Origin of the sequence: Streptomyces sp. TBY4, from assembly GCF_024213195.1 — a bacterium.
Lineage (GTDB): Bacteria > Actinomycetota > Actinomycetes > Streptomycetales > Streptomycetaceae > Streptomyces.
Genome location: NZ_JANAVF010000017.1, coordinates 100,902 through 126,272, shown reverse-complemented (window position 1 = coordinate 126,272; position 25,371 = coordinate 100,902). Strand labels below are relative to the sequence as shown.

The 25,371-nt window shown below is 73.5% G+C and carries 12 protein-coding genes; 9 read left to right on the top strand and 3 right to left on the bottom strand.

What is annotated here, in order from left to right; genetic code table 11:
- The first annotated feature begins 189 nt into the window (after nucleotides 1-189).
- Nucleotides 190-1,203 carry an SPFH domain-containing protein gene (locus tag NLX94_RS31400; RefSeq protein ID WP_254386515.1) on the top strand — a complete coding sequence of 338 codons (1,014 nt, stop codon included), beginning with the start codon at nucleotides 190-192 and terminating at the stop codon, nucleotides 1,201-1,203.
- Nucleotides 1,200-2,108, top strand: a complete 909-nt coding sequence (locus tag NLX94_RS31395) for a hypothetical protein (RefSeq protein ID WP_254386514.1) — start codon at nucleotides 1,200-1,202, stop codon at nucleotides 2,106-2,108. The genes NLX94_RS31400 and NLX94_RS31395 overlap by 4 nt, the downstream gene beginning before the upstream one ends.
- 79 nt (nucleotides 2,109-2,187) lie before the next feature.
- Here the strand turns inward: NLX94_RS31395 and NLX94_RS31390 are convergent, their stop codons facing one another.
- Together NLX94_RS31390 and NLX94_RS31385 are read right to left on the bottom strand one after the other, a co-directional pair.
- The gene (locus NLX94_RS31390) at nucleotides 2,188-3,417 is read right to left on the bottom strand and encodes a serine hydrolase (RefSeq protein WP_254386513.1); all 1,230 of its coding nucleotides are present in this window, start codon (nucleotides 3,415-3,417) and stop codon (nucleotides 2,188-2,190) included.
- A 148-nt stretch (nucleotides 3,418-3,565) separates the two neighbouring features.
- Entirely contained in the window at nucleotides 3,566-3,892 is a 327-nt protein-coding gene (locus NLX94_RS31385; protein WP_254386512.1) for a nuclear transport factor 2 family protein, read from the bottom strand.
- A 295-nt stretch (nucleotides 3,893-4,187) separates the two neighbouring features.
- Here NLX94_RS31385 and NLX94_RS31380 point away from each other — a divergent pair, with 295 nt between their 5' ends.
- Nucleotides 4,188-7,391, top strand: a complete 3,204-nt coding sequence (locus NLX94_RS31380) for a BTAD domain-containing putative transcriptional regulator (protein WP_254386511.1) — start codon at nucleotides 4,188-4,190, stop codon at nucleotides 7,389-7,391.
- Between the two features lie 22 nt (nucleotides 7,392-7,413).
- Here NLX94_RS31380 and NLX94_RS31375 read toward each other — a convergent pair whose 3' ends face one another.
- Nucleotides 7,414-7,596: a hypothetical protein gene (locus tag NLX94_RS31375; protein ID WP_254386510.1), complete on the bottom strand. Its 183-nt coding sequence runs from the start codon at nucleotides 7,594-7,596 to the stop codon at nucleotides 7,414-7,416.
- A gap of 351 nt (nucleotides 7,597-7,947) precedes the next feature.
- Here NLX94_RS31375 and NLX94_RS31370 point away from each other — a divergent pair, with 351 nt between their 5' ends.
- The 6 genes from NLX94_RS31370 to NLX94_RS31345 all read left to right on the top strand — a co-directional run bounded on the left by NLX94_RS31370 (nucleotide 7,948) and on the right by NLX94_RS31345 (nucleotide 25,175).
- A complete protein-coding gene (locus NLX94_RS31370) occupies nucleotides 7,948-9,396 on the top strand; it encodes a helix-turn-helix domain-containing protein (protein ID WP_254386509.1) in 1,449 nt (482 codons plus the stop codon).
- Between the two features lie 148 nt (nucleotides 9,397-9,544).
- Nucleotides 9,545-15,946, top strand: a complete 6,402-nt coding sequence (locus NLX94_RS31365; RefSeq protein ID WP_254386508.1) for a non-ribosomal peptide synthetase — start codon at nucleotides 9,545-9,547, stop codon at nucleotides 15,944-15,946.
- A complete protein-coding gene (locus tag NLX94_RS31360) occupies nucleotides 15,943-16,752 on the top strand; it encodes a thioesterase II family protein (protein ID WP_254386507.1) in 810 nt (269 codons plus the stop codon). Before NLX94_RS31365 ends, NLX94_RS31360 begins: the two co-directional genes overlap by 4 nt.
- A 51-nt stretch (nucleotides 16,753-16,803) precedes the next feature.
- Nucleotides 16,804-17,844 carry a TauD/TfdA family dioxygenase gene (locus NLX94_RS31355; RefSeq protein WP_254386506.1) on the top strand — a complete coding sequence of 347 codons (1,041 nt, stop codon included), beginning with the start codon at nucleotides 16,804-16,806 and terminating at the stop codon, nucleotides 17,842-17,844.
- Between the two features lie 5 nt (nucleotides 17,845-17,849).
- Nucleotides 17,850-19,736 carry a non-ribosomal peptide synthetase gene (locus NLX94_RS31350; protein ID WP_254386505.1) on the top strand — a complete coding sequence of 629 codons (1,887 nt, stop codon included), beginning with the start codon at nucleotides 17,850-17,852 and terminating at the stop codon, nucleotides 19,734-19,736.
- A 12-nt stretch (nucleotides 19,737-19,748) separates the two neighbouring features.
- Complete coding sequence (locus tag NLX94_RS31345; protein ID WP_254386504.1) at nucleotides 19,749-25,175, top strand: condensation domain-containing protein; 5,427 nt, start codon at nucleotides 19,749-19,751, stop codon at nucleotides 25,173-25,175.
- Nucleotides 25,176-25,371: the final 196 nt, after the last annotated feature.

The following is a 25,371-nucleotide window of genomic DNA, read 5'->3' as shown; positions in this document are numbered from 1 at the left end:
CTGCCCGAACATCATCGCCTATCCCTTCCGTCATCGAACAACTGGGCTCCCGGGCTGCTTTCCGGCCGAGGGTCCGTTCGAGCCGCTTCCGTTACTGCCGGGGTAGTGCCCGAGTACCCCCTTTTCGTCCTCTTGACGATATGGACGCATCTCGTTATCGTCGCATTGACGAAATTAAGGGGGTTCGCCATGGCCGACATCACCCGGCGCTTCGGCTGGCGTCATCTGCGTTCCGCGCCCACCACTCACATCCGCCACCACAAGCGCGGCCGGCTCGTGCACGACGGGCTGGGGCTCAGTTTCTGGTACCGGTCACTCTCGGCGGCGCTGTCCGAAGTCCCGGTTGACGACCGGGAGTTGGCCATGGCGTTCCACGCCCGTACGTCCGACTTCCAGGACGTCGCCGTGCAGGCCACCGTCACCTACCGGATCAGCGACCCGGCCGAAGCCGCCGCCCGACTCGACTTCTCCGTGGACCCGGACACCGGGAGCTGGCGCGGAGCCCCTTTGGAGCAGATCGCCACTCTCCTCACCGAAACCGCGCAGCAGCACACGCTGGACGTACTGGCCCGGACGCCGCTGGCCGTCGCTCTGGTGGACGGCGTCGCCTCCGTGCGGGCGAGCGTGACGGCCGGTCTCGCCGCCGAGCCCAGACTCCCGGCCACCGGCATCGATGTGGTGGCCGTGCGGGTCGTGGCGATCCGCCCCGAGGCCGAGGTGGAGCGCGCCCTGCGCACCCCGGCCCGCGAGCAGATCCAGCAGGAGGCGGACCGGGCCACCTATGAACGGCGGGCAGTCGCCGTCGAGCGTGAGCGCGCCATCGCCGAGAACGAGCTGGCCAGTCAGATCGAACTGGCCAGGCGCGAGGAGCAGTTGATCGACCAGCGCGGCACCAACGCCCGCCGCGAGGCCGAGGAGAAGGCGGCGGCGGACGGCATCCGGACCGAGACCGAGGCGTCCCGCAAGGTCCGCCTCGCTCAAGCGGACGCCGAGGCGGAGCGCGAGACGGGCGCGGCACGCGCCGAGGTTCAGGCTGCCTGGCTGCGCGTGCACGACGAAGCCGGCCCGGGCACGCTGCAGGCGCTGGCCGCGACCAGGCTGGCGGAGAACCTGCCGCGGATCGAGAGCATCACGCTGTCTCCGGACGTCCTCACCGGGCTCCTCGCCAAGCTCGGACGCCCGGACGGCGGCGCGGGCGCGTGAGCCTGGCCCCACGGGCGGTGATCGTGCACCGCAGGACCGAGTACGAGGAACTGCTCGCCCGGTACGGCACGCACGGGCAGGCCGCGTTCTTCCTCTCCAGCCGGGGTCGGTCGATCGACGAGGTGGTCCGCCGCCACGAACGCACACGACAGGCGCTGCGGGAGGTGGCCGCGGCCGTGCCGCTCACCTGGCGCAGTTCCCGGGTGGAGCGGGCGGACCTGGACCGCTTCCTGTTCGCCCCGGAGGACGTGGTGGTCGTGGTCGGCCAGGACGGCCTGGTCGCCAATACCGCGAAGTATCTGCGCGGACAGCCGGTCGTGGGCATCGACACCGACCCGGGGCGAAACCCGGGAGTCCTGGTCCGTCACCGCTGCGCCGACACGGCTGCGCTGCTGCGTGCGGCAATCGCTGCCGGAAGCCGGGCAGAGGAGCTGACCATGGTCGAGGCCGTCGCCGACGACACCCAGCGCCTTCTCGCGCTGAACGAGATCTACCTGGGCTCGCACGGTCACCAGACGGCCCGCTACCGCCTGGGTTCCGACGGTGACAACGGTGACAACGGCCAGGGTGAGGCCCAGGCATCCTCCGGCGTGCTGGTGGGCACGGGCACGGGCGCCACCGGCTGGCTGCGTTCCCTGTGGCTGGAGCGCGGCAGCTCCGCCGAGCTGCCCTCACCCTGCGAGCAGCGGCTCCTGTGGTTCGTACGGGAGGCCTGGCCCTCTCCCGCGACCGGTACGACGAGGGTCGCCGGGGAGCTCGGGCGGGGGCAGGGGTTGCAGCTGACCGTGGAGTCGGACCGCATCGTGGTGTTCGGCGATGGGATGGAGAGCGACGCGCTGGAACTGACCTGGGGCCAGAGCGTACGGCTGGGCATCGCCGGCACATCACTGCACCTGGTGACGTGAGCGCCCGGCCACCCGCGGAGGCGCGCCCCGGGCCGGTTGCGGGAGACGAACCGGCCCCGGGGTGCTCCCCCGAGGGCTGTCAGGCGTCGATGGCCTGGTAGACGGTGGTCCAGAAGTCGTGGATGAGCCGCGCCGGAGCCGGGGTGGTCAGCCCGACCTGCGTGAGCAGGATGCCGGTCAGGCCGTTCTCCGGGTCGGCGTAGGCAGAGGTGCCGGTTCCGCCGTCCCAGCCGAACTGACCCAGCGGCGCGTAGTCGGCGCGGTAGGTGCGCACTGCCATTCCGTAGCCCCAGCCGCCCTGCTGTCCCTGGCCGAAGGACACGTGGACGGCGCCGCGGGCAAGGGCCGTCCGTGCGGCCTCCTGCTCGGTGGTGAGGCGGTTGGTGGTCATGAGCTCGACTGCGGGCCGGGAAAGGATCCGCTCGGTGCCGTGCATGCCGTGGTCGAGGAGCATCCGGAAGTAGGCGTGGTAGTCGTCGGCGGTGGAGACCAGTCCGCCGCCGCCCGCCTGGAAGGCCACCGGCGCGCTGTACTGTCCGGTCTTCGCCTCGTCCCAGACGGTGAACTCGCCGGTCGCGGGGTCGGGTGCGTAGCAGGGGGGCAGTCGGTCGATCTTTTCGGCGGGCACGTGGAAGGCGGTGTCCTTCATCCCGAGGGGATCGAGGATCCGCTCGCGCAGGAACGTCTCGAACGGGCGGCCGGTGACCCGGGACACGAGGACACCGAGGACGTCGTGGCTGAGGTGGTACTGCCAGTGCTCGCCCGGCTGGCGCATGAGCGGCAGGGTGCCGATGAGGCGCATCCATGCGTCGGGCTCGGGCAGCGGTGTGACGCCCTGGCTGAAGATTCCGCTCGCGAAGACCGCGTTCATGATCGGGGTTCCGAGTGCGGTCAGGTCGATGCCGAGCCCGAAGGTGGAGGTCATCAGGTCCCGGACGGTGATCGGACGCCGGGCGGGTTCGGTGTCCTCGACCGGGCCGTCGATCCGCTTCAGGACCTGGCGGTCGGCGAGTTCGGGAAGCCAGGGGTCCACCGGGTCGTCCAGCCGCAGGCGGCAGTCGTCGAGCAGGGCCATCGACGCCGCCATGGTGACCGGCTTGGAGGTGGAGGCCATCCGGAAGATCGTGTCCCGGGCCATCGGCGCTCCGCCCTCGTGAGCCATCGTTCCGACGGTCTCGACGTGCGTGTGGCCGTTGCGGCCGACCAGAGCGACCACGCCGGGTATCTGCCCGGAGTCGACATATCGCGTCAGCGCGTCACGCACCTTGCGCAGTCCTCCGTCGGAGAAGCCGCCGTTGCTCTCGTTCATGATGAATCCCCCGTGAATCGGTGTTCGGCGATCTCTGAACGGGTCCGAAGTTACAGCGCGTTCACGGGGCGAACAACGGAGGAGACTGTCGAACAGCGCCTCCATGCAGTTCAGTTGCAGCTCGGTTGCAACGAGTGCGGAAAGACGGCTACGGAGTGGAGTAGTAGCGTCGACAAGCACGGAGCATGCCCTCGTCCGAGAGGGTGAACACGTCGACGAAGTCCCGCTGTTGCGGTACGAGGCGGCCCATCGCGACCACGCAGTCCCCCTCGGCGACGATCCGCGTGATGTGGTGCCGGGAGCCCTCGCCCCGGGGGGCTTCGAGGCCGGGTCCGAGGCTGCCCGCGTGCAGGAGGGAGCCGTAGCCGTCGGTGTCCCCGCTGTCGAGGTAGTCGTACGCTAGGCGGACGTGGTCGACCCCGGCGTCGGTGATCACGGGGCTGGGCGGGATCCGCCTCGGGTGCCGGCTGGTCATGAGGGTCCTTTCGTACGGCCGCCTCCCCTTCGGGGGTGGCAGGTACACCGTCCTCCGGGCCCGCAACTCGGGGCTATCCCCTCCCTATCGCCGCGGTCGCACCGCACGGATCCGCGCCGGGTCGTGCTGGCCTGAACTGCACGATCCCGTTCATCGCCATGAAATCTCCACACCATGGACAACCGCAGACACGTTCGGGAAGACTGACCCCCGCTCCACCCGAATTCCCTCCCGTCTCAACCGCGTCGTGCACGCGCCGCGAGCGGGATCAGGCATGCCCCCAGCTGGGAGTCCCATGACCGCTTTACCCGGCGGGATGCCGCCGACCCCCGATTCTGTGGTGTTCCGGCTTCTCGGGCCCTTGCAGGTGACCGGACTCGACGGACCGGTACGCGTTCCCCCTGGCCGGCAGGAGGTCATCCTGGCCGCACTGCTGCTCGAGGCGAACCGCGTGGTCAGCACCGACTATCTCGTCGATCTGATCTGGGACGACGAGCCCCCGGACACGGCCCGCACCCAGGTGCAGATCTGCGTGTCGCGGCTGCGCAAGCTGTTCAGTACGGCGGCCGTCCCCGCCGCGATCACCACCCGGCCGCCGGGGTACGTCCTCAAGACGGAGGGCGACCTCGTCGACTCGGCCCTGTTCGCCCGGACCGTCGCCGAGGCTCGCGCGCTGGCCAAGCAGGGCGCGCTCGGCAGGGCCGCGGAACTGCTGCGTACAGCAGGCGAGTTGTGGCAGGGCAACTGTCTCAGCGGGGTGTCGAGCGACACCCTTCGCAGCAAGGCCCTCCAGTTGGACGAGGAGCGCCTCACGGTGACCGAGACCAGGATCGGGCTGGAGCTCGAGCTGGGCCGGCACCACCAGCTCGTCGGCGAGGTCCAGCTGCTCGTACGGGTCCACCCGCTGCGGGAGCGGCTGCGCGGGCAGTTGATGCTCGCCCTGTACCGATCGGGGCGGCAGGCCGAGGCCCTGGAGAGCTACCGGGTCGGGCGCGAGCTGCTGGTGGAGGAGCTCGGCCTGGAGCCGGGACCGGAACTGAGGGCACTGGAATCAGCCATTCTCGCCGGGGAGGTGGCCTCGCCGTCCCGGCCCGCGGACGCCGGCTACGGCGCCGAGAGCACGGAGCCCGGCACGGGTGCGGGCGCCGACGCGGGTGCGGTGACAGGTGCAGCGCCGACGACCAGCGCGGGCGCAACTCGGGCCATCGGCGCCGGTCCCGCGGCTCCACCGGCCCCCGCCGCCGCGGACGGGCTTGCCGTCGCGACCGGGGCGGGGCACTCCGCGCCGCAACCGTCCGCACTCCCGCCGGGACCGGGAGCCGTGGCGCACCGGGAGGAGATTCCACGCCAACTCCCGGCCGACACCTCAGATTTCGTCGGCGACGAGATGCAGATCGACCGGATAGAGCGGACCCTGCTCGGGGAGGGCGGCCGGGCGGTCGGGCTGGCGGTGATCGTCGGCAAGCCCGGCACCGGAAAGTCCACTCTGGCGACGCACATCGCGCACCGGCTGAGCGAAGACGCCTTTCCCGACGGCCAGTTGTACTGCGACCTGCGCGGCACCGGCACGCCCGCGACCTCCAGCGAGGTGCTCGGCAGGTTCCTGCGCGCACTCGGCATCCCCGGCGCGGTCATCCCCGAGTCGCAGGACGAGCGCGCCGAGATGTACCGCACCCTGATGGCCACGCGACGGGTGCTCGTGGTGCTCGACGACGCGGCGTCCGAGAGCCAGATCCGTCCGCTGCTGCCCGGGAGCAGGAACTGCGCCGTGCTCGTCACCAGCAGGGTCCGGCTGACCGGCCTGCCCGGTGCGCACCGCGTGGAGCTCGACGTGATGAGCACGGAGCACGCGCGGGAACTGCTCGCACGGGTGATCGGCGAGGACCGGGTGAGCCGTGAGGGCGTAGCCGCCGAGGCGCTGATCCGGACGGTGGGCGGACTGCCGCTGGCCCTGCGGATCGTCGCCGCCCGGCTGGCGGCCAGACCGCACTGGACCCTGGCCTCGATGGTCCACCGCCTCGCCAACGAGCGGCACCGCCTCGACGAACTGACCCACGGCGAGATGACGATGCGGGCGAGCCTCTCGCTCACGCACGACGGGCTGGCTCCGGCGGACCGACGGCTGCTGAGGCTGCTCAGCCTCGCGAAGGGGCCCACCCTGCCGGGCTGGCTGGCCGGGGCGCTGCTCGACGACGCCCGCCCCTTCCCCTCCGACCTCCTCGAACCGCTCGTCGACGTACAGATGCTGGACGTCGTGGGGGTGGAGTCCACCGGCGGGTTCCGGTACCGCTTCCACGAGATCATCCGGGTGTTCGCGCGGGAGCAGCTCGCCGCGCACGACGAGCCGGCCGCGCAGCGGGAGGCCCTCGGGCGCATGCTGGGTGGATGGCTGTCCCTGGCCGAGCAGGCCCACCGGCGCATCTACGGAGGCGACTTCACGGTGCTCCACGGCAGCGCACCGCGCTGGGCGCCGCCCGCTCCGTGCGTGGAGGAACTGCTCGTGGATCCGCTGGAGTGGCTCGACAGCGAGCACGCCAACCTGGTCCAGGCCGTCGAGCACGCGGCGGCGGCACAGATGGACGAGCTGTGCTGGGACCTGGCGACGACGCTGACGACCCTGTTCGAGGGCCGGGGCTACTTCGACGACTGGGAGCGCACTCACCAGCTCGCCCTCGAGACCGTCCGGGCGGCGGGCAACAAGCGCGGCACCGCGGCCCTGCTCAGCTCGCTCGGCGTGCTGTACCTCGGCCGCAGCCAGCAGGAGGAGTCCCGGAGTGCGCTGACCTCGGCGCTCGGACTGTTCCAGGAGCTGGACGACGCCCACGGGCTGGCCCTGTGCCACCGCGACCTGGCCCTGCTGGAGCGGATGCGGGGCAACGAGGACCGCGCGCTCACCCTGTACGACCGGGCGCTGCGGGATTTCGACCGGGTCGGTGACGTGGTGGGCCGGGCCATCGTCCTGACGCAGAGCGCGCAGATCTGGATGGTGCGCGGCCAGGTCTCGGCCGCGCAGGACCGGCTGGACGAGGCGCTCGGCATCTACCGTTCGGTGGGGTACACGGGCGGGCAGGCCAGAACACTGCGCAGAGCGGGCCAGTTGTCACAGGCCCGCGGCGAACACGAGCTCGCGGTGCGCACGTTCACGGAGGTGCTGGAGCTGTGCCGGGACACCGGCGACGTGATAGGTGAGGGGCACCTGCTGCGGGATCTGGGCCACGCGCACTCCGAGCTGGGCCGGGGTGAGGCCGCTCGGGGCTTCTACGCCCAGGCGCTGTCGGTCCGGGAGCAGATCATGGACCAGGGCGGGGCGGCGCTGGTGCGGCTGGATCTGGCGAGGCTGCTGGTCGCGAGCGGCGGCGCCGGTGAGCGCTCGCGGTCGCGGGAGCTGCTGGAGAGTTCGGTACGGGTCTTCCGCGACCGGCGGATGGACGCCGAACTCGGCGAAGCGATGCGGCTGCTGGGTTCTGCCGCGCTGCCGGCCCGGCCCGTCGGGGTCTGACGCCGGGGCCCTGCGGGGGACGTCAGTCCCACGGGTTGGTCTTCGTGGTGGTGCTCGGCGACGGGGTGGCCTGGGGGGCCGGGTTGCCGGCCGTGGTGGCGGGGGTGACCGGGCCGTCGGCCTGGGCGGCCTGGGCGCCGAACACGGCGGCACCGGCGATGGCGACGGTGACGAGGGCGGCGCGGAAGGCGGTGGCGAGCTTCATTTCCAGGTCCTTTCGTCGGTGCGCTCCGGTTTTCCGGGGCGCTTCCTTCGTTCTGGGACAGACATTAGGAAGGGCCGGAATCCCCGCACCGCCCCCGGCCCTATCCCCGCGCTATCACGGGCATCCCCGCGCGGTGATAGCCGTCGGCCCGTGGGGTGATAGCCGTCGGCCCGCCCGTCGGCAGCGGCGCGAGGGCGACGCCGGCTGGCCCGCACCGCGATAGGACGGCCTTCCGGAGGCGGTACGTCCGGGGATGCCGGGGCGATAGCGCCCTGCCGACGATGGGAGCCAGGAACCGGGCCGCACCACCCCAGGCCCCGTCGTTCCCCACCACCACCGCCGGGAGCGCACATGCACAGCACGGCCGTCGCCGCCGCAGTACCCCTCGCACAGGAGGCCACCCGGCTGGGTGTCCTGATCCGGGCCCACCGGCTGCGGATCGGGCTCACCCAGCAGGAGCTGGCCGACCTGTCCACCATCAGCGTCCGCGCGATCCGCGATCTGGAGCAGGGCAAGGCGAGACGGCCCCGACCCGAGACCCTGCGCCTGATGGCCGACGCACTGCGGCTGGGACCGCGGGCCCGGGCCTCGCTCGAGGCGGCCGTCCAGCGGGGACGGGCCACCGGTGCGGGCTGGGAGCAGCCGCCCGCCCCGCCCACGGCCCTGCACCCGATCGTGGGCCGGGAAGCGGAGCTGGCGGGGCTGGAGCGGGAACTCTCCTCGGGCGCGGAGCGGCTGGTCCACCTGGTGGGGCTGGCCGGCGTGGGCAAGACGCGGCTGGCGCTGGCCGTGGCCGAGCGGCTCCACTCGGCCGGGATGCCGGTGCTCTGGCACGCCTTCCCCGGTACGGCGGCCGACCACCTGGGATGCGCGGACGACGAGCCCGCGGCGCGGGTCGCGGCCGCGGTCGACGAGCTGCTCGCACCGGTGAACGGGATGCGGCACACCGGTACGGGCACCGGGACGAGCACGGGAACAAGCTCCGGGACCGGCACCGCAGCCGCCCCGGGGTCGCCGGGCGCCGTCGGGGCGCTCGCGGAACTGCTGGGGGACCAGCGCGTGCTGCTGGTGCTCGACGGCGTTCCGGCCGGCACGGCCCGCTGCGACCGGCTGATGGGCCTGCTGCGGGCCTGCCCCGGGCTGCGGCTGCTCGTGACCTCCGACCGGCCGTGGGAGGTGCCCGGTGAGCGGATCTTCCTGCTGGCACCTCTGGAGGTGCCCGCGGCCGGAGCGGTGGACACCTCGGCCCCCTCGGTGAGGCTGTTCCTCGACCACGTCCGGCGGGTCCGCCCGGAGTCCGCCCCGACGGCGGGCGACACGGAGCGGGCGGCATGGGTCTGCCGTCGGCTGGACGGGCATCCGGGAGCATTGGCCGCGGCCGCCTCCTGGCTGGTCGTGTGCGATCTGCGCGCGCTGTGCGACAGCCTCGACGAGGATCCGGTGGCCCTGCTCGACCACTTGGGCGGCCGGGCGGGGGCGGACGGGTTCCGCGGTGTGCTGCTCCACCGGCTGGACCGGCTCACGCCGGCCGCTCGGGACCTGCTGGAGGCCCTGTGCGACCGGCCCGGGGAGGAGTTCGAGCTGGCCGGGATCACCGGCCTCACCGGCGGCGGCCTGGCGGAGACCGGGCGGCTGCTGCGCGAGCTGCTCCTCAGCGGTGTGGTGCGGGCCGCGCACGAGGGCGGCCCCGCCTGCTTCCGGGTCCTCGGTCTGGTCCGGGCCGCGTGCCGGGCCTCCGCCCCGGGGCCGCGTTCCGCCACTGCCACTGCCACTGCCACTGCCACTGCCACTGCCGCCTGAACTGCTGGCCGAGTGCCGGAGCAACTGCCGCAGGGCCCGCGGGCCCGCCGGTTGTATGGCGTACGGCCGGACCGCACGGCAGAACCCGGACCGGCGTCCGGGCCCCGCTCGACCGCCCGTCACGGAGACCATGTTGAGGAGCACCGGAATGTCCCCCAAGCCCGCTGAATCGAGCAGTACCGCGCACGTGCCGGTCGCTGCGCGGCTGCCGCTGTCGGCGGCGCAACGCGACATCTGGATGGCCCACGGGCTGGACGCTTCCGGCTGCCGCTACAACATCGGGGAGTTCCGCGAGATCCTGGGAGACCTCGATCCCGGGCTCCTCGCGCGGGCCTGGTACCAGCTGGCCCGCGAGGCGGACGCGCTGCGCATCCACGGCACCGCCGCGGACGAGGACGGCGGGCTGTGGCAGCTCGTCCGCGCCGAACCGGGCGACCGGCGGCTGGAGTTGCTGGACCTGAGCGGCGAGACGGACCCCGTCGGAGCGGCCCGGCAGCTGATGGACGCGGAGCTGGCCCGGCCCTTCGACCTGGCGGACGGCTGGCTGACCCGGCACCTCCTGATCGACGCGGGAACCGCGCCCGGCGGCGAACGGCGCTGGTTCTACTTCCACGCCTTCCACCACCTGGCCGTCGACGGCCTGGGCGTCGCCCTGATGGACCAGCGGCTGGTGGAGCTGTACGAGCGGGGCGCGGCCGGCGAGTCCTGGGGGCCGAGCCCGTTCGGGACGCTGGAGGTCCTGTACGCAGAGGACGCGCAGTACCGTACGTCCCCGGAGGCGGCGGCGGACCGGGCGCACTGGGCCGGGCACCTCGCGGGGCTTCCGCAGACCCCGCGGCTCGGCGAGGGCCACAGCGGCGGACCGGCGCCGGGCGCGCTGCCCTTCGTACGGCGCACCGTGGTGCTGCCACCGGACCGGGCGGACCGGCTCCGGGAGGCGGCCCGGTCGCAGCGGGCACCGTGGACGATGCTGGTGATCGCGCTCGTGGCGGCGTACGTGCACCGGGTGAGCGGGAGCACCGAGCCGGTGCTCGGGCTTCCGGTGACGGGGCGGCGCACGGAACTGGCCCGGCGCACACCGGGGATGATGTCGAACGTGGTGCCGTTGCGGGTACCCGTGGCTCCCGACGGGACGCTCGCCGAGCTGCTGACGGCCGTGGTCAAGGAGACCCGGCAGGGCCTGGCGCACCAGCGCACCCGGTACGAGGACATGTGCCGGGACCTGGGTGTCGGCGAGTCGGAGCGGCGGATCACGGCCCCGCTGGTCAACATCATGGCCTTCACGCCGGGGATGCGGTTCTGCGGCTTCCCGACGACGCAGCACAACATGAGCAACGGTCCCGTGGAGGACCTGGCGGTCGGCGTCTACGACCTGGGGCCCGAGGGCGGGCTGCGCATCGACTTCGACGCGGCCCCGCAGGTCTGCGACCTGGCGGCGGTGGCCGGACATCAGGAGCGGTTCCTCCGGTTCGTGACGGCTGCATTGGACTCGGAGCTCGAAGTCCCGCTCTCCGAGCTGGAATTGCTGGATGCCGTCGAGCGTCGTCAGGTCGTGGAGGAGTGGACCGGACGCCGTGCCGACATCGGGGAGGCCACCCTCGTCGACCGCTTCGAGGAGCAGGCCCGCATCCGCCCAGATGCCCGCGCCCTGGTCTTCGGCGAAGAGGAGCTCACCTACGGCGAACTCGACGCCCGCTCCAACCGCCTCGCCCATCACCTCACCGAACGAGGCCTCACACGAGGCGACTTGGCCGGTGTGCTCCTCAACCGCGGCACCGACTTCGCCGTAGCCCTCCTCGCCGTCCTCAAGACCGGCGCCGGATACGCCCTCCTGGACCCCGAGTTCCCCGACGAGCGGCTGACGGGTACGGCCGCCCAGGCCGGCCTGCGTGTGCTGGTGAGTGACGGGGCGCACCACGCCCGGGTGGGCAGTGGGCCCTGGGCGACCGTGCTGGTGGACTCCGAGGCCGAGGCCATCGACGGCCGGTCGTCCGGCTCCCTCGGCATCCCCCTGACGCCCGCCGATGTGGCCTGCGTGATGTTCACCTCGGGCTCGACCGGACGCCCCAAGGGCATCCTGTCCTCCCACCGCAATCTCGTCTCCACCCTCACCGCCCAGACCTACGCGCACTTCGGACTGGAGGAAACCTTCCTCCAGTGCTCCCCCGTCTCCTGGGACGCCTTCAGCCTCGAATTCTGGGGAGCCCTCCTCCACGGCGGAACCACCGTCCTCCAACCCGGACAACGACCCGAACCCGCAGCCATCGCCGCACTGGCCCCGCGCTGGGGCGTCACGATGCTGCAGCTGTCCTCCAGCCTCTTCAACTTCCTGACCGACGAACATCCCGAGGCCTTCGCCACGACCCGGATCGTGTACACGGGTGGCGAACCCGCCTCCCCCACCCACGTCCACCGCCTCCACGCCCGCCATCCCCAGCTCACCATCACCAACGGCTACGGCCCCGCCGAATCCATGGGCTTCACCACCACCCACCCCATCCCCGTCACCGCCCGTCCGGCGCCCACCGTGTCCATCGGCCGGCCGCTCACGAACAAGCACGCCTACGTCCTCGACACCCGACTGCGCCCCACACCCCCCGGCACGATCGGCGAGCTCTACCTCACCGGCGACGGCCTCGCCCACGGATACCTCGCCCAACCCACCACCACAGCAACAAGCTTCGTCCCCAACCCCTACGGACCCCCCGGCACCCGCCTCTACCGCACCGGCGACCAAGCCCACTGGGACGGCGAAGGCAACCTCCACTACACCGGCCGCACCGACACCCAGATCAAGATCCGCGGCTTCCGCGTGGAGACGACGGAGATCGAGACCGTCCTCACCGGCCACCCCCACATCGCCCAGGCCACCCTGGTGCACACCACCCATCTCACGGCCTACGTCACCCTCGTGCCCGGCACGGAGCTGGGCCCGGCCGAGCTGAAGACGTGGCTGCGCGAGCGGCTGCCGGAGCACATGGTCCCGGCGCAGTTCGCGGTACTGGACCGGCTGCCCCTCACCGCGAACGGGAAGATCGACAAGCGGGCGCTGCCGGCCGTCGAACTGCCGCTGAACGCGGGTGGCCGCCAGCCGCGGACCGAGCTGGAGGAGATCGTCCGGACCCTTGTCAGCGAGGTGCTCGACTCCCCCGCCCCGCTCTCCATCGACGACGGCTTCTTCGACCACGGCGGCCACTCCCTGCTCGCCGCCCGGCTGGTCAACCGGATCGGCGCCACCCTCGGCGTCACCCTCACCCTGCGCGACGTTTTCCAACACCCCACCCCCGCGGCCCTGGCCCGCCAGATCACGGCCGCTTCGGGCCGGCCCGCGCTGCCGCCGCTGACCCGGGCCGCCGTGCGGCCGGGGCAGCTGCCGCTGTCCTTCGCCCAGCAGCGCCTCTGGCTGGTGTCCCAGCTCCAGGGGCAGGGGACCTCGTACAACGTGCCGATGGCGGTACGGCTGGACGGCGCCGTGGACGTGGCGGCGCTGCGGGCCGCCTTCGGCGACCTCGTCGGCCGGCACGAGCCGCTGCGCACCCGGTTCACCACCGTGGACGGCGACCCCCGGCAGATCGTCGACCCGGCGGGTCCTGCCGCCTTCGAGGTCCTCGCGGTGGCCCCGCAGGACCTGGAAGCCGAACTGCTGGCGGCGTCCGGGCACTCCTTCGACCTGGCCGCCGAGCATCCGCTGCGCGTGTCCCTGCTGCGGACCGGTGAGAGCGAGTCCACCCTGCTCGTCCTCCTGCACCACATCGCCACCGACGGCCAGTCGCTACGCCCGCTCTTCGACGATCTGTCGACCGCGTACGCGGCCCGGCGCGAGGGCCGTGCCCCGGACTGGGACCCGCTGCCCGTGGACTACGCCGACTACGCGCTGTGGCAGCGCGAGGCACAGGCGGACGGCTCGGTGCTGGACGGCCAGCTGGCGTACTGGAAGTCCGCACTGGCCGGGCTGCCGGAGGAGCTCGGGCTGGTCACCGACCGGCCCCGGCCCGCGGTGGCAGGGCAGCTAGGCGGGGCGGTGCACGTGGACTTCGGCCGCCGGCTGCACAAGCGGATCGTCGAGCTGGCGCGAGCCGAGCGGTGCACGCCGTTCATGGTGGTGCAGGCCGCGCTGGCCGCGCTGCTGACCCGGCTCGGTGCGGGGACGGACGTCCCCCTCGGCTCACCGGTCGCGGGGCGCACGGACGAGGCCCTGTCGGAGCTGGTGGGGTTCTTCGTCAACACCCTCGTGCTGCGGACCGACACCTCGGGCGATCCCGCCTTCCGGGAACTGCTCTCCCGGGTCCGGACCGCCGACCTGGACGCCTTCGCCCATCAGGACGTCCCCTTCGACAGGGTGCTGGAGGCCGTCAATCCGACGCGCTCGGCAGCCCGGCACCCGCTCTTCCAGGTGTGCCTGGCCCTGGAGTCGGGTCCGGAACTCGCTCCGGACCTCCCGGGCCTGCGGGCCGGGGCAGCGGAGCCGCTGGCGACGGGTGCGGTCAAGTTCGACCTGGAGTTCCTGCTGCGGGCGGAGCCGGACGGGCCGCTGACGGGGGCGGTGCTGTTCAGCTCCGACCTGTACGAGCGCGCCACCGTGGAGCGCATGGCGCAGATGCTGCGCCGGACTCTGGAGCACGTAGTCGACGTACCTGATGTCCTGCTGTCGGAGCTGGAGTTGCTGGGCGCGGCCGAGCGGTGTCAGGTGCTGGAGGAGTGGACCGGGCGCCGTGCCGACATCGGGGAGGCCACCCTCGTCGACCGCTTCGAGGAGCAGGCCCGCATCCGCCCCGATGCCCGCGCACTCGTCTTCGGCGAGGACGAACTCACGTACGCCGAACTCGACGCCCGTTCCAACCGGCTCGCCCATCACCTCGCCGAACGCGGCCTCCGGCGCGGCGACTTGGCCGGTGTGCTCCTCGACCGCGGCGCCGACTTCGCCGTAGCGCTCCTCGCCGTCCTCAAGACCGGCGCCGGATACGCCCTCCTCGACCCCGAGTTCCCCGACGAACGACTGGCAGGTACCGCGCGGGACGCGGGGGTGGGCGTTCTGGTCACCGACTCTCTGCACCACGCCCGGGTGCCCGGACCGTGGGACTGCGTGCTCGTGGACTCCGAGGCCGACGCCATCGGCCGGCAGCCGGCCACCGGCCCGGGTGTCACCCTGACGCCCGCCGATGTGGCCTGCGTGATGTTCACCTCGGGCTCGACCGGACGCCCCAAGGGCATCCTGTCCTCCCACCGCAACCTCGTCTCCACGATCACCGCCCAGACCTACGCGCACTTCGGCCCGGAGGAAACCTTCCTTCAGTGCTCCCCCGTCTCCTGGGACGCCTTCAGCCTCGAGTTCTGGGGAGCCCTCCTCCACGGCGGCACCACCGTCCTCCAACCCGGACAACGACCCGAACCCGCACTCATCGCCGCACTGTCGCAACGTCACGCCGTGACCATGCTCCAGCTGTCCTCCAGCCTCTTCAACTACCTCACCGACGAACACCCGGACACCTTCGCCACCACACGGATCGTCTACACCGGAGGCGAGCCCGCCTCCCCCACCCACGTCCACCGCCTCCACACCCGCCATCCCCAGCTCACCATCACCAACGGCTACGGCCCCGCCGAATCCATGGGCTTCACCACCACCCACCCCATCCCGGCCACGGACGAACCGGCGGGCACGGTCTCCATCGGCCGGCCGCTGACCAACAAGCACGCCTACGTACTGGACACCCGACTGCGGCCCACGCCCCCCGGCACGATCGGCGAGCTCTACCTCACCGGCGACGGCCTCGCCCACGGCTACCTCGCCCAACCCACCACCACAGCAACAAGCTTCGTCCCCAACCCCTACGGACCCCCCGGCACCCGCCTCTACCGCACCGGCGACCAAGCCCACTGGGACGGCGAAGGCAACCTCCACTACGCCGGCCGCACCGACACCCAGATCAAGATCCGCGGCTTCCGCGTGGAGACGACGGAGATCGAGACCGTCCTCACCAGTCACCCGGAGATCGCCCAGGCCACCCTCTCCACCCACCCCGACCACCACAACACGCCCCAGCTCGCGGCCTATCTCGTCACGACCGCGCCCGGTCTCTCCGGCCAGGACGTCCGGCTCTGGCTGCGCACGCTGCTGCCGGACCACATGGTCCCGGCGTTCGTGGTCCTGCTGGACCGGCTGCCCCTCACCCCGAACGGGAAGATCGACAAGCGGGCGCTGCCCGTCCCCGAGGCGGCCGCCGTCGTCGGCGGGCGCGCCCCGCGCACCGAGCTGGAGGCGGCGCTCCTCGCCCTCTTCGTCGATGCCCTGGGCACGGCGGCTCCGCTCTCCATCGACGACGACTTCTTCGACCACGGCGGCCACTCCCTGCTCGCCGCCCGCCTCACCCACCGGATCGGCGCCTCCCTCGACGTCCCCCTCACCCTCCGCGACGTCTTCCAGCACCCGACGCCCGCCACCCTCGCGCAGCACATCGAAAGACTGCGCGGATCCGTGCCGGCGGCGCCCCGCCGGGCTCGGCCCGCGCTGCGCCGCCGCACTCCCGACCAGGAACGGACTTCCTCATGAGCAACGACACGTACCCAGACTTCACGCCCGCGCCCGACGACGTGGTGTGGGACCTGCCGGGTGACGGCCCGCAGCGGACCTCGCTTCTGGTCCTGCCGCACGCCGGCGGAAACGCCCACGCGTACGCCGAATGGCGCCAGTACCTCCCCGCCGACGTCCGGCTGCTGATCGGCCAGTACCCGGGCCGGGGCGCCCGCTTCGCGGAGGACCTGCCCCGTACCATCGCCGACCTGGCCGGTCCCGTCGTGGCCTCGCTCCCGGCGGGAACCACCGACGACCTCGTGGTGCTCGGGCACAGCATGGGCTCGCTCGTCGCCTTCGAGGTGGTACGGGCACTGCAGGCGACGGGCCGGACCCCGCGGGCCCTGGTCGCGTCGGCCTGCCGGGCCCCCTTCCTCGCCAACCCGTGTGCCGTGCACCCGGAACGCCTTGACGACGACGAGCTGGTGGCCGCCATCAAGGAGCGAGGGGGCACCGACGACGGCATCCTCGACGAGCCGGAGCTGCGGGAGATCATCATCCCGCCCATCCGCGCCGACTTCGCGATCGACGACGTCTACCGCTGCGAGGAGTCCGAGGCCCGCGTGGACTGCCCGCTGACGGTGATCGGCGGGGACGCCGACCCGGTCGCGCCGGCCGCCTCGCTGGACCGCTGGGCCCGGATCACCGACCACTCCTTCGCCTCGTTCGTGCTGCCCGGCGGCCACTTCTACTTCCAGCAGCAGCTGCCCGAGTTCTTCGCCGTTCTCGACTCCGTCCTCGGCTCCGCCGTCGACGGCCGGGCCACGGCGGGATCGGCCGCCTGATCCGCCTGCCCTTCCCTCCTTCTCAACTCCGCACCGTTTTAAGGACTTTCCATGACCACGTTCGCAGACGCTCCCACCGAGACCGGCATCCGCCCGATCCGCGAGGCGGGCAAGCCCGTCGTCGTCCAGACCCCGGCCGGCGCCGACCTGGAGACGGCCGTCGCCTGGCTCAACGCCCACCGGGCCGACATCCAGGCCGAGTTGCACCGCTCGGGTGCGGTGCTGCTGCGCGGGCTGCCCGTCTCGGACGCGACGACCTTCGCCGCCGCCCGTGACGCCCTGATCCAGCAGCGCGCCGGCTACAAGGAGAAGGCGACCCCGCGCACCGACTTCGGCGAGGGCGTCTTCTCCTCCACCGACCTGCCGGCCGTGCAGCCGATCCGCCTCCACAACGAGAACAGCTACACCCTCGACTTCCCCGGCGTGCTGCTGTTCGGCTGCGTCATCGCCCCCGAGGAGGGCGGCGCCACCACGGTCGGCGACATGCGGGAGGCGCTGCGCCTGCTGCCGCCGGAGCTGGTGGAGCGCTTCGCCCGGGCCGGCTGGCTGCTCGTGCGCAACTACTCGGAGCTCGCGGGCCTGCCCTGGTACAAGACGTTCGCCACCGAGGACAAGTCCGTCGCGGAGGCCTACTGCGAGGAGAACACGGTCGGCTACGAGTGGGTCGAGGAGGACGACTCGATGATCACCCGGCAGCGCCGGTCGGCCATCGTCACCCACCCCGTCACCGGCGAGAAGACCTGGTTCAACCACTTCGCCTTCTGGAACAGCCGCACCCTCGACCCCGACATCCGCGAGGTGCTCGTGGAGACGTACGGCGAGGACGGGCTGCCCTTCAACACCTACCTGGGCGACGGGACGCGCCTGACCGACGCCGAGGTCGACGCGATCAACGAGGTGTACGACCGGGTCACGGTCCGCGAGACCTGGCAGCAGGGCGACCTGATGCTCGTCGACAACATCCTGTGCGCCCACGGCCGCGAGGCCTACAAGGGCGACCGCAAGATCCTGGTCGCCATGGGAGAGCCGGTCGCCCTGGCCGACTGCGCTCCCGCCACCCAGCCGTCCACCACCGTCTTCGTCGGGGAGTGACCGTCATGACCGCCGTGCTTCCCGAGCGTCCCCGTACCTTCGAGTCCCTGCCGGACGAGGCCCCCACCGCGGCGGCGGACCTGCTGGACCGGCTCGCGCTGGTCCCCGCCGCCCGGACCGCCGTCGTCGCGGCGGACGGCGAGCTGACCTTCGGCGCGCTGCGCGCGGAGGCCATGCGGATCGCCTCCCGTCTCGCGGCCCGCGGCATCGGGCCCGAGAGCGTGGTCGCCCTCGCCCTGCCGCGCGGCGCCGGTCTCGTGGCCGCGCTGATCGGCACCCTGACGGCAGGAGCCGCCTACCTCCCGGTCGACCCGAAGCTGCCCGCCGAGCGGCGCCGCTACCTGGTCGAGGACTCCGGCGCCGACCTCGTCGTGACGGCCGGCCCGGACACCGAGCACCTCGCCGCCGGTGCGGCGCACCTGTCCCTGGACGAGCTGACCGCGCCGGACGGAGCCTCCGACGCCGCGTACGCCCCGGTGGCCGTGTCCGCCGGGACGCTCGCCTACGTGATCTACACCTCCGGTTCCACGGGCCGCCCCAAGGGCGTGGAGATCGGCCGGGGCGCCGCCTCCGCGCTGCTCGCCGAGTTGGAGGGCGCGGACATCGCGGTCACCGACGGCGGCCGGGTCGGCTGGAACGCCTCGCCGTCCTTCGACGCCTCCGTGCAGCAGTGGGTGCGGATCTGCCGCGGCGACACCCTGGTGATGATCGACGAGGAGACCCGCGCCGACCCCGCGCTGCTGGCCCGCTTCATCGACGAGCAGGCCCTGACCGACCTGGACATCACCCCCTCCCACGCCGAGCCGCTCCTCGACCTGCTGAGCACGCACGGCGGGCCCCGGCCGCTGACACTCCTCATCGGCGGCGAGGCGATCGGCCCGGAGCTGTGGCGGCGCCTCGCACAGAAGGGGGCGCAGGGCGTCCTGCGCACGGTGAACCTCTACGGGCCCACCGAGTGCACGGTGGACTCCACAGCGGGCTGGATCGACGGCTCCGACGAGCCGCACATCGGCAGCGTGCTGCCCGGCCTGCGCATGCGGGTCCTCGACGAGAAGCTGAACCCGGTCGCCGAGGGCGGCAGCGGGGAGCTGTACCTGGCCGGCCCCCGCGTGGGCCGGGGCTACCGGCGACGGCCCGCCCTGACGGCGGAGCGGTTCACCGCCGACTCGGGCCGAGAGGCCTCGTACGGCGGGCGGATGTACCGCACCGGCGACCTGGTGCGTCTGCTGCCGGGCGGCCGGCTCGGGTATCTGGGCCGGGCCGACGGGCAGGTCAAGCTGCGCGGGCACCGCATCGAACTCCCGGAGATCGAGGCCGCGCTGACGGCGGTCGACGGGGTCGCGGAGGCGGCCGTCCTGCTCCTCGACGAGGTACACGGGGCGCCCGGGCTCGTGGCGTACTACCGCACCGCGTCCAGTGCGGCCGGCGCGGTCACCGAGGGCGTGCTGCGCGAGCACCTGGGGGTGAACCTGCCCGCCTACATGCTCCCGGCGGCCTTCGTCGCCCTGGACCGCTTCCCGACCACCACCAACGGCAAGCTGGACCGGGCCGCGCTGCCCGCTCCGGCCGCCGGCTCCCCGGCGCAGGCCCCGGTCACCGAGGGGCTGACCCGGTCGCAGTCCCTGATCGCGGGTGTGTGGGCGGCGGTGCTCGGCGCCCCCCGCATCGGGCCCGACGACAACTTCTTCAAGCTGGGCGGGCATTCCCTCCTCGCGATCAAGTTGGTGTCGCGGGTGCGCGCCGAGCTGGGCGTCGCCCTGCCGGTGAAGGCGGTCTACGCCAACCCCCGCCTGCGGGACCTCGCCGCCCATCTCGACACGCTCGTCACGGCGACCGCCGGGGCGGCCTCCGACGCCACCCCCGACGCGGCCTCCGCGCGCCAGGACAGTTAGGACAGCCAGGACATGACCGAGATCCCGTTGTCGTTCGCCCAGCGCAGGCTGTGGTTCCTGGGCCGCCTGCACGGTCCGTCCGCCACCTACAACGCCCCCGTGGTCGTGCACCTGGACGCGGTTCCCGACTCCGCTGCCCTCGCCGCGGCGCTGGCCGACGTAGTGGAGCGGCACGAGGTGCTGCGGACCGTGCTGCGGACCGGGGCCGACGCGGAGCCGTACCAGCAGGTGCTGGAGCCGGCCGCCGTGCCCGGGCTGACCACCGCGGACTGCCCGCCCGGTGGACTGGACGCGGCCGTAGCCGCCTTCACCCGGCAGGCGATCGACATCACCGCCGAACCGCCGCTGCGCGCCCGGCTGCTGCTCCCGGGCGACGGGACCTCGGTACTCGTCCTGCTCATCCACCACGTGGCCACCGACGGGTGGTCGCTGCGCCCGCTGCTGCGCGACCTGTCCGAGGCCTACGCGGCCCGCCTCGCGGGGCGGGCACCGGACCGGGAGCCGCTGCCGGTCCAGTACACGGACTACAGCCAGTGGCAGCACGAGCTGCTCGGCGACCCCGCCGACCCGGAGAGCCTCGCCCACGAGCAGGCGGAGCACTGGCGGGCGGTCCTGGCCGGGGCCCCGCCTGTCCTCGCTCTGCCCGCCGACCGGCCCCGCCCGGCGGAACCCTCGGGCCGGGGTGCCGTCGTAACCTCCCGGCTGGACGCGTCCGGCCACCGCGGGCTCCTCGCCCTGGCCCGCGGCCACCGGGCGAGCCTGACGATGGCGGCGCGCACCGCACTGGCGGCGGCCCTGTCGGCCACCGGGGCGGGCGACGACGTCGTGATCGGGACCCCCGTGGCAGGCCGGCCCGACGAGGACCTGTACGACCTGGTCGGATTCTTCGTCAACTCCCTCGCCCTGCGCACGGACCTGTCCGGGGACCCCTCGGTCGGCGAACTGCTGGGGCGGGTGCGGGACGCCGACCTGGCGGCCTACGAGAACCAGGAACTGCCCTTCGACCTGCTGGTGGAGCAGCTCGCACCGGAACGGGCCCTGGGCCACCACCCGGTCTTCCAGGTGATGCTGACCGTGGACTCGGGTTCCGGGGCGTCCGGGGCGTCCGGGCGGGTGGAGCTGGCCGGCGGGATCGGCGGCCGGCTGGAGGACGTCGGTCTGGACACGGCCAAGTTCGACCTCACCTGGTACTGCGCGGAGCGGCACACCGCGGACGGTGCTCCCGACGGCATCGACGTCTCCCTGCAGTACGCGACGGACCTCTTCGACGCGGACACGGCGCAACTGCTGCTGGACGTGTACGTGCGGGCCCTCGCCGCCTTCGCCGCCTCGGCACAGGACCCCGGCCGGCTGCTGGGCCGGCTGGACCTGGTGACGGCCGGGGAGTCCCGGGCGCTGGCCGCCCGGCACGCCGCGGCCGCCCCGGAAGCGGGTGCTCCGGCGCCGGCCGGGCCGGTGCGCCGCGACGTCCTGTCTCCGCGCGAGGAGATCCTGTGCGGACTGTTCGCCGAGGTGCTGGGCCGCGAAGCCCTCGACGCCGAGGCCAACTTCTTCAAATCGGGCGGGCACTCGCTGCTGGCGAGCAAGCTGGTCAACCGGATCAGGGGGGCGCTCGGCCTGGAGCTCGGCATCCGCGACCTCTTCCTCGCTCCGACCCCGACCGCGCTCCACCGCCGCCTCGCCGAACTGGACGGCGAGGTCAGGAGCAGGCCCGCCCTGACGGCCGCGGCCCGCCGGCCCGAGCGGCTCCCGCTGTCGGCGGCGCAGCGGGCGCTGTGGCTGCTGGACCGGATGGAGGGGCCGTCCGCTACCTACAACGCCCCGCTGGTGCTGCGGCTGGCGGAGGTCCCGGACCGGGCGGCCCTCGCCGCCGCGCTGGGAGACGTGGTGGGACGGCACGAGGTGCTGCGCACCGTGTACGGCTCCGAGGGCGGTGACCCGTACCAGCGGGTGCTGGGCACGGACGGGACCGTACTGGAGACGGCGGCCCTGGAGGTCGCGCCGTGCGCTCCGGAGGAGCTGGAGAGGCTGGTCGCCGGCTTCGGCCGGGAGCCCTTCGACCTGGCGCTGCGCCCGCCGCTGCGGGCCCGGCTGTTCCTGCCGGGGGACGGCACCGCGGTCCTGGTGCTGCTGGTGCACCACATCGCCACCGACGGGTGGTCGATCGCCCCGCTGCTGCGGGACCTGGGCGAGGCGTACGAGGCCCGGCGCGCGGGCCGGGCCCCGCAGTGGCGGGCGCTGCCGGTCCAGTACGCCGACTACACGCTGTGGCAGCGGGAGCTGCTGGCGGATCCGGCGGCGCTGCTCGGGTTCTGGAGGACGGCGCTGGAAGGGCTGCCCGCCCGGACCGTCCTCCCCGCGGACCGGCCCCGGCCGGCCGAACCCTCGGGGCGGGCGGTGACGGTGTCGGCCGGGCTGGACGCCGCCGCGCACCGCGGGCTGCTCTCCCTGGCCCGCGACCGCCGGGCCAGCCTGTTCATGGTGGCCCGCTCCGCACTGGCGGCGGCCCTGTCGGCGGCGGGTGCCGGGGAGGACCTGGCGATCGGCACCCCGGTGGCGGGCCGGCCCGACCAGGACCTGCACGACCTGGTGGGCTGCTTCGTCAACTCCCTGGTGCTGCGCACCGATCTGTCCGGGGACCCGGCCGTCGGAGCGTTCGTCGAGCGGGTACGCGACGCCGACCTGGCCGCCTTCGACCACCAGGACCTGCCCTTCGACGTCCTGGTGGAGCAGCTGGCCGAACCGGGGCGGGCGCTCGGCGAACACCCCTTCTTCCAGGTGATGCTGACCGTGCAGGAGGCCGCGGACGACGCGGTGCTGCTCGGCGGTGTCCGGGGCCGGGCCACAAGCACCGATCTCGGCGCCGCGAAGTTCGACCTCTCCTTCCACTGCGCGGCGCGCCGGAGCGCGGACGGCACGCCGGACGGGCTGGACGTGCACGTGCAGTACGCCGAGGACCTCTTCGACGGGGAGACGGCGCGGCTGCTGCTGGAGGTGTACGTACGGGCGCTCCGTGCGTTCGCGGGGTCCCCGCAGGCCCGGCTGGGCGCGCTGGAACTGGTGACGGCCGAGGAGGAGGCGGGCCTCGTCCGGCGGCGCGAGCAGCTCGCAGCGGCCGCCGCGGCGGCGGCCGACCGGCCCGCTGCTGCGGCGCCTACGGCGCTTTCGCCCCGGGAGGAGATCCTCTGCGGGCTGTTCGCCGAGGTGCTGGGCCTTGAGGAGATCGGCGCCGACGCCAACTTCTTCAAGTCGGGCGGGCACTCGCTGCTCGCCAGCAAGCTCGTGAACCGGATGCGAGCGGTGCTGGGGGTGGAGGCGGGCATCCGGGACCTGTTCCTGGCGCCCACGCCCGCGGGCCTGCACCGGCGGCTGGCCGCGGCGGGTCCGGCGGGCGCCCGGGCGGCCCTGGCTCCCGCGGAGCGGCGGCCCGAGCGGCTTCCCCTGTCGTCCGCGCAGCGCCGGCTGTGGTTCGTGGACCAGCTGGAGGGCCCGTCCCCGGCCTACAACATCGCCCTGGTGCGGCGCCTGGACCGGCCGCTGGACCCGGCGGCGCTCGCCGACGCCCTGGCCGACGTGGTGTCCCGGCACGAGGTACTGCGCACGGTGTACGGGGCCGAGGGCGGAGAACCGTACCAGCGCGTGCTGGAGCGGGCGCGGCCGCAGCTGGAGCTGGCGCGGCCCCAGGACGTCGGGGCCGCCGTGGACGAGGCGGCCGGGCACGTCTTCGACCTGGCCCGCGATCTGCCGCTGCGGGCCTGGCTGTTCCTGCCGGACGGGGAAGGGCCGCAGACGCTGGTCCTCCTGCTGCACCACATTGCGGCCGACGGCTGGTCCACGGGGCCGCTGCTCGCGGACCTGGCCGCGGCGTACGAGGCGCGGAGGGCCGGCCGGGCCCCGGAGTGGCCGGCGCTGCCGGTCCAGTACGCCGACTACACCCTGTGGCAGCGGGAGCTGCTCGCCGACGCCCGGCCCGAACTGGACTTCTGGCAGCGGACCTTGGCCGGCATGCCGCCGCTGATCGATCTGCCGACCGACCGGCACCGGCCGGCCGAGCCCTCCGGGCACGGCGCGCTCACCGCCTTCTCGGTGTCCGCGGACACCCACGCCCGGCTGACCCGCTTCGCGCACGGCCAGGGCGCCACGCTCTTCATGGTGGTGCAGGCGGCGCTCGCCGCGGCCCTGACCCGGCTCGGCGCGGGCACGGACCTCGCCCTGGGCACGACGGTCGCCGGGCGCGGCGACGACGCCCTGTCGGGACTGGTCGGCTTCTTCGTGAACACCCTGGTCCTGCGCACGGACACGAGCGGCGACCCCACCTTCGCGGAGCTCCTCGGGCGGGTCCGGGAGGCGGGCCTGGCGGCGTACGCGCACCAGGAACTCCCCTTCGACCTGCTGGTGGAGCACCTGAACCCGCTCCGGTCCGCGGCCCACCACCCGCTGGTGCAGGTGATGCTCCAGGTCAACCGGGCCGACGGGGGCGCGGACGCCGCCGCCGGGGGGCCGCTGGCGGGTGCGGAGCTGCCGTACGGCTCGGCGACCGCCAAGTCCGACCTGACGTTCGCCCTGACGGAACGCGCCGACGGCGGCCTGTCGGGCGTGCTGGAGTACGCCACCGACCTGTACGGGGAGGCCGGGGCCCAGCGCCTGGCCGGGCTGCTCGTAGCCGCGCTGGAGCTGTTCGGCGCCGACCCGGGCCGACGGGTCGGGGACCTCCCGGCTCCGGCGGACCGGCGGGGGGCTCGGCCCTTGGCCGGCGGCTACCGGATCGACCTGGACCACGTCGCGGCGGTGCTCGCGGAGCATCCCGCGGTGGCGGGGGCGCGGGTCCGCGTGGTGGAGGACCGGCTGGTCGCGGAGGTGCTGGACCGGGAGGATCCCGTGGCCGCGCAGCTGACGGAGGCGGCCCTGCAGGAGTGGGCGGCGGAGCGCCTGCCGGAGTACGCCGTCCCCTCCGCGGTGCACCTCCTGTCGGGGGCGGGGCCGGCGTCCTCGCCGGGACCGGTCCCTGCCCCGGATGCGGGCCCCGCGCGGCCCGCGTCCGAGTCCGGGTCCGCGGCACGGGCTTCGGCGGACCGGAACCGGGCTTCGGACCGGGACCGGGGCGCCGCCGGGCGGGCTGACGGCCCGGCACCCGCCGCGGACGGCACCGGCGGGCTGGCTCCTGCACTGCTGCGGCTGTTCGCCGAGGTGCTGGAGCGGGGGCAGCTCGGTCCGGACGACAACTTCTTCAAGTCCGGCGGGCATTCCCTGCTGGCGGTCCGCCTGGTCAACCGGATCAGGGCGGAGCTGGGCCGGGAGCTGACCCTGCGCGAGGTGTTCCGGCACCCGACCCCGGCCCGGCTGGCGGCGCTGCTCGCGTCGGCGCCCCCGGTCCCGCCGACCCCGCCGCCGGCCCTGCGCCGGCGCACCCGCGCCGGCTCCCGGGTCCACCAGCCGTAGCGAGGCGCCTGCCCCGGAACCTCCCCCGAAGGCCCTCCCCGACGCCCCGTCGGGGAGGGCCTCCGGGGCGTGCGGACCGGTCCGGGCCCCGCGCGACCACACACGGCCATGACGCCGGGCCGAACGGGCGGCCGTGAAGCTGCGCGCGGCCGACCGCGGAGCGGAGTGCGGGACGCCCCAGAGCGGCAACCGCCCC

What these genes read in the sequence shown, in the direction of transcription:
- NLX94_RS31400 (WP_254386515.1), top strand. Translation starts at nt 190, where the DNA reads ATGGCCGACATCACCCGGCGCTTCGGCTGGCGTCATCTGCGTTCCGCG.
- NLX94_RS31390 (WP_254386513.1), bottom strand. Translation starts at nt 3,417, where the DNA reads ATGAACGAGAGCAACGGCGGCTTCTCCGACGGAGGACTGCGCAAGGTG.
- NLX94_RS31385 (WP_254386512.1), bottom strand. Translation starts at nt 3,892, where the DNA reads ATGACCAGCCGGCACCCGAGGCGGATCCCGCCCAGCCCCGTGATCACC.
- NLX94_RS31380 (WP_254386511.1), top strand. Translation starts at nt 4,188, where the DNA reads ATGACCGCTTTACCCGGCGGGATGCCGCCGACCCCCGATTCTGTGGTG.
- NLX94_RS31375 (WP_254386510.1), bottom strand. Translation starts at nt 7,596, where the DNA reads ATGAAGCTCGCCACCGCCTTCCGCGCCGCCCTCGTCACCGTCGCCATC.
- NLX94_RS31370 (WP_254386509.1), top strand. Translation starts at nt 7,948, where the DNA reads ATGCACAGCACGGCCGTCGCCGCCGCAGTACCCCTCGCACAGGAGGCC.
- NLX94_RS31365 (WP_254386508.1), top strand. Translation starts at nt 9,545, where the DNA reads ATGTCCCCCAAGCCCGCTGAATCGAGCAGTACCGCGCACGTGCCGGTC.
- NLX94_RS31360 (WP_254386507.1), top strand. Translation starts at nt 15,943, where the DNA reads ATGAGCAACGACACGTACCCAGACTTCACGCCCGCGCCCGACGACGTG.
- NLX94_RS31355 (WP_254386506.1), top strand. Translation starts at nt 16,804, where the DNA reads ATGACCACGTTCGCAGACGCTCCCACCGAGACCGGCATCCGCCCGATC.
- NLX94_RS31350 (WP_254386505.1), top strand. Translation starts at nt 17,850, where the DNA reads ATGACCGCCGTGCTTCCCGAGCGTCCCCGTACCTTCGAGTCCCTGCCG.
- NLX94_RS31345 (WP_254386504.1), top strand. Translation starts at nt 19,749, where the DNA reads ATGACCGAGATCCCGTTGTCGTTCGCCCAGCGCAGGCTGTGGTTCCTG.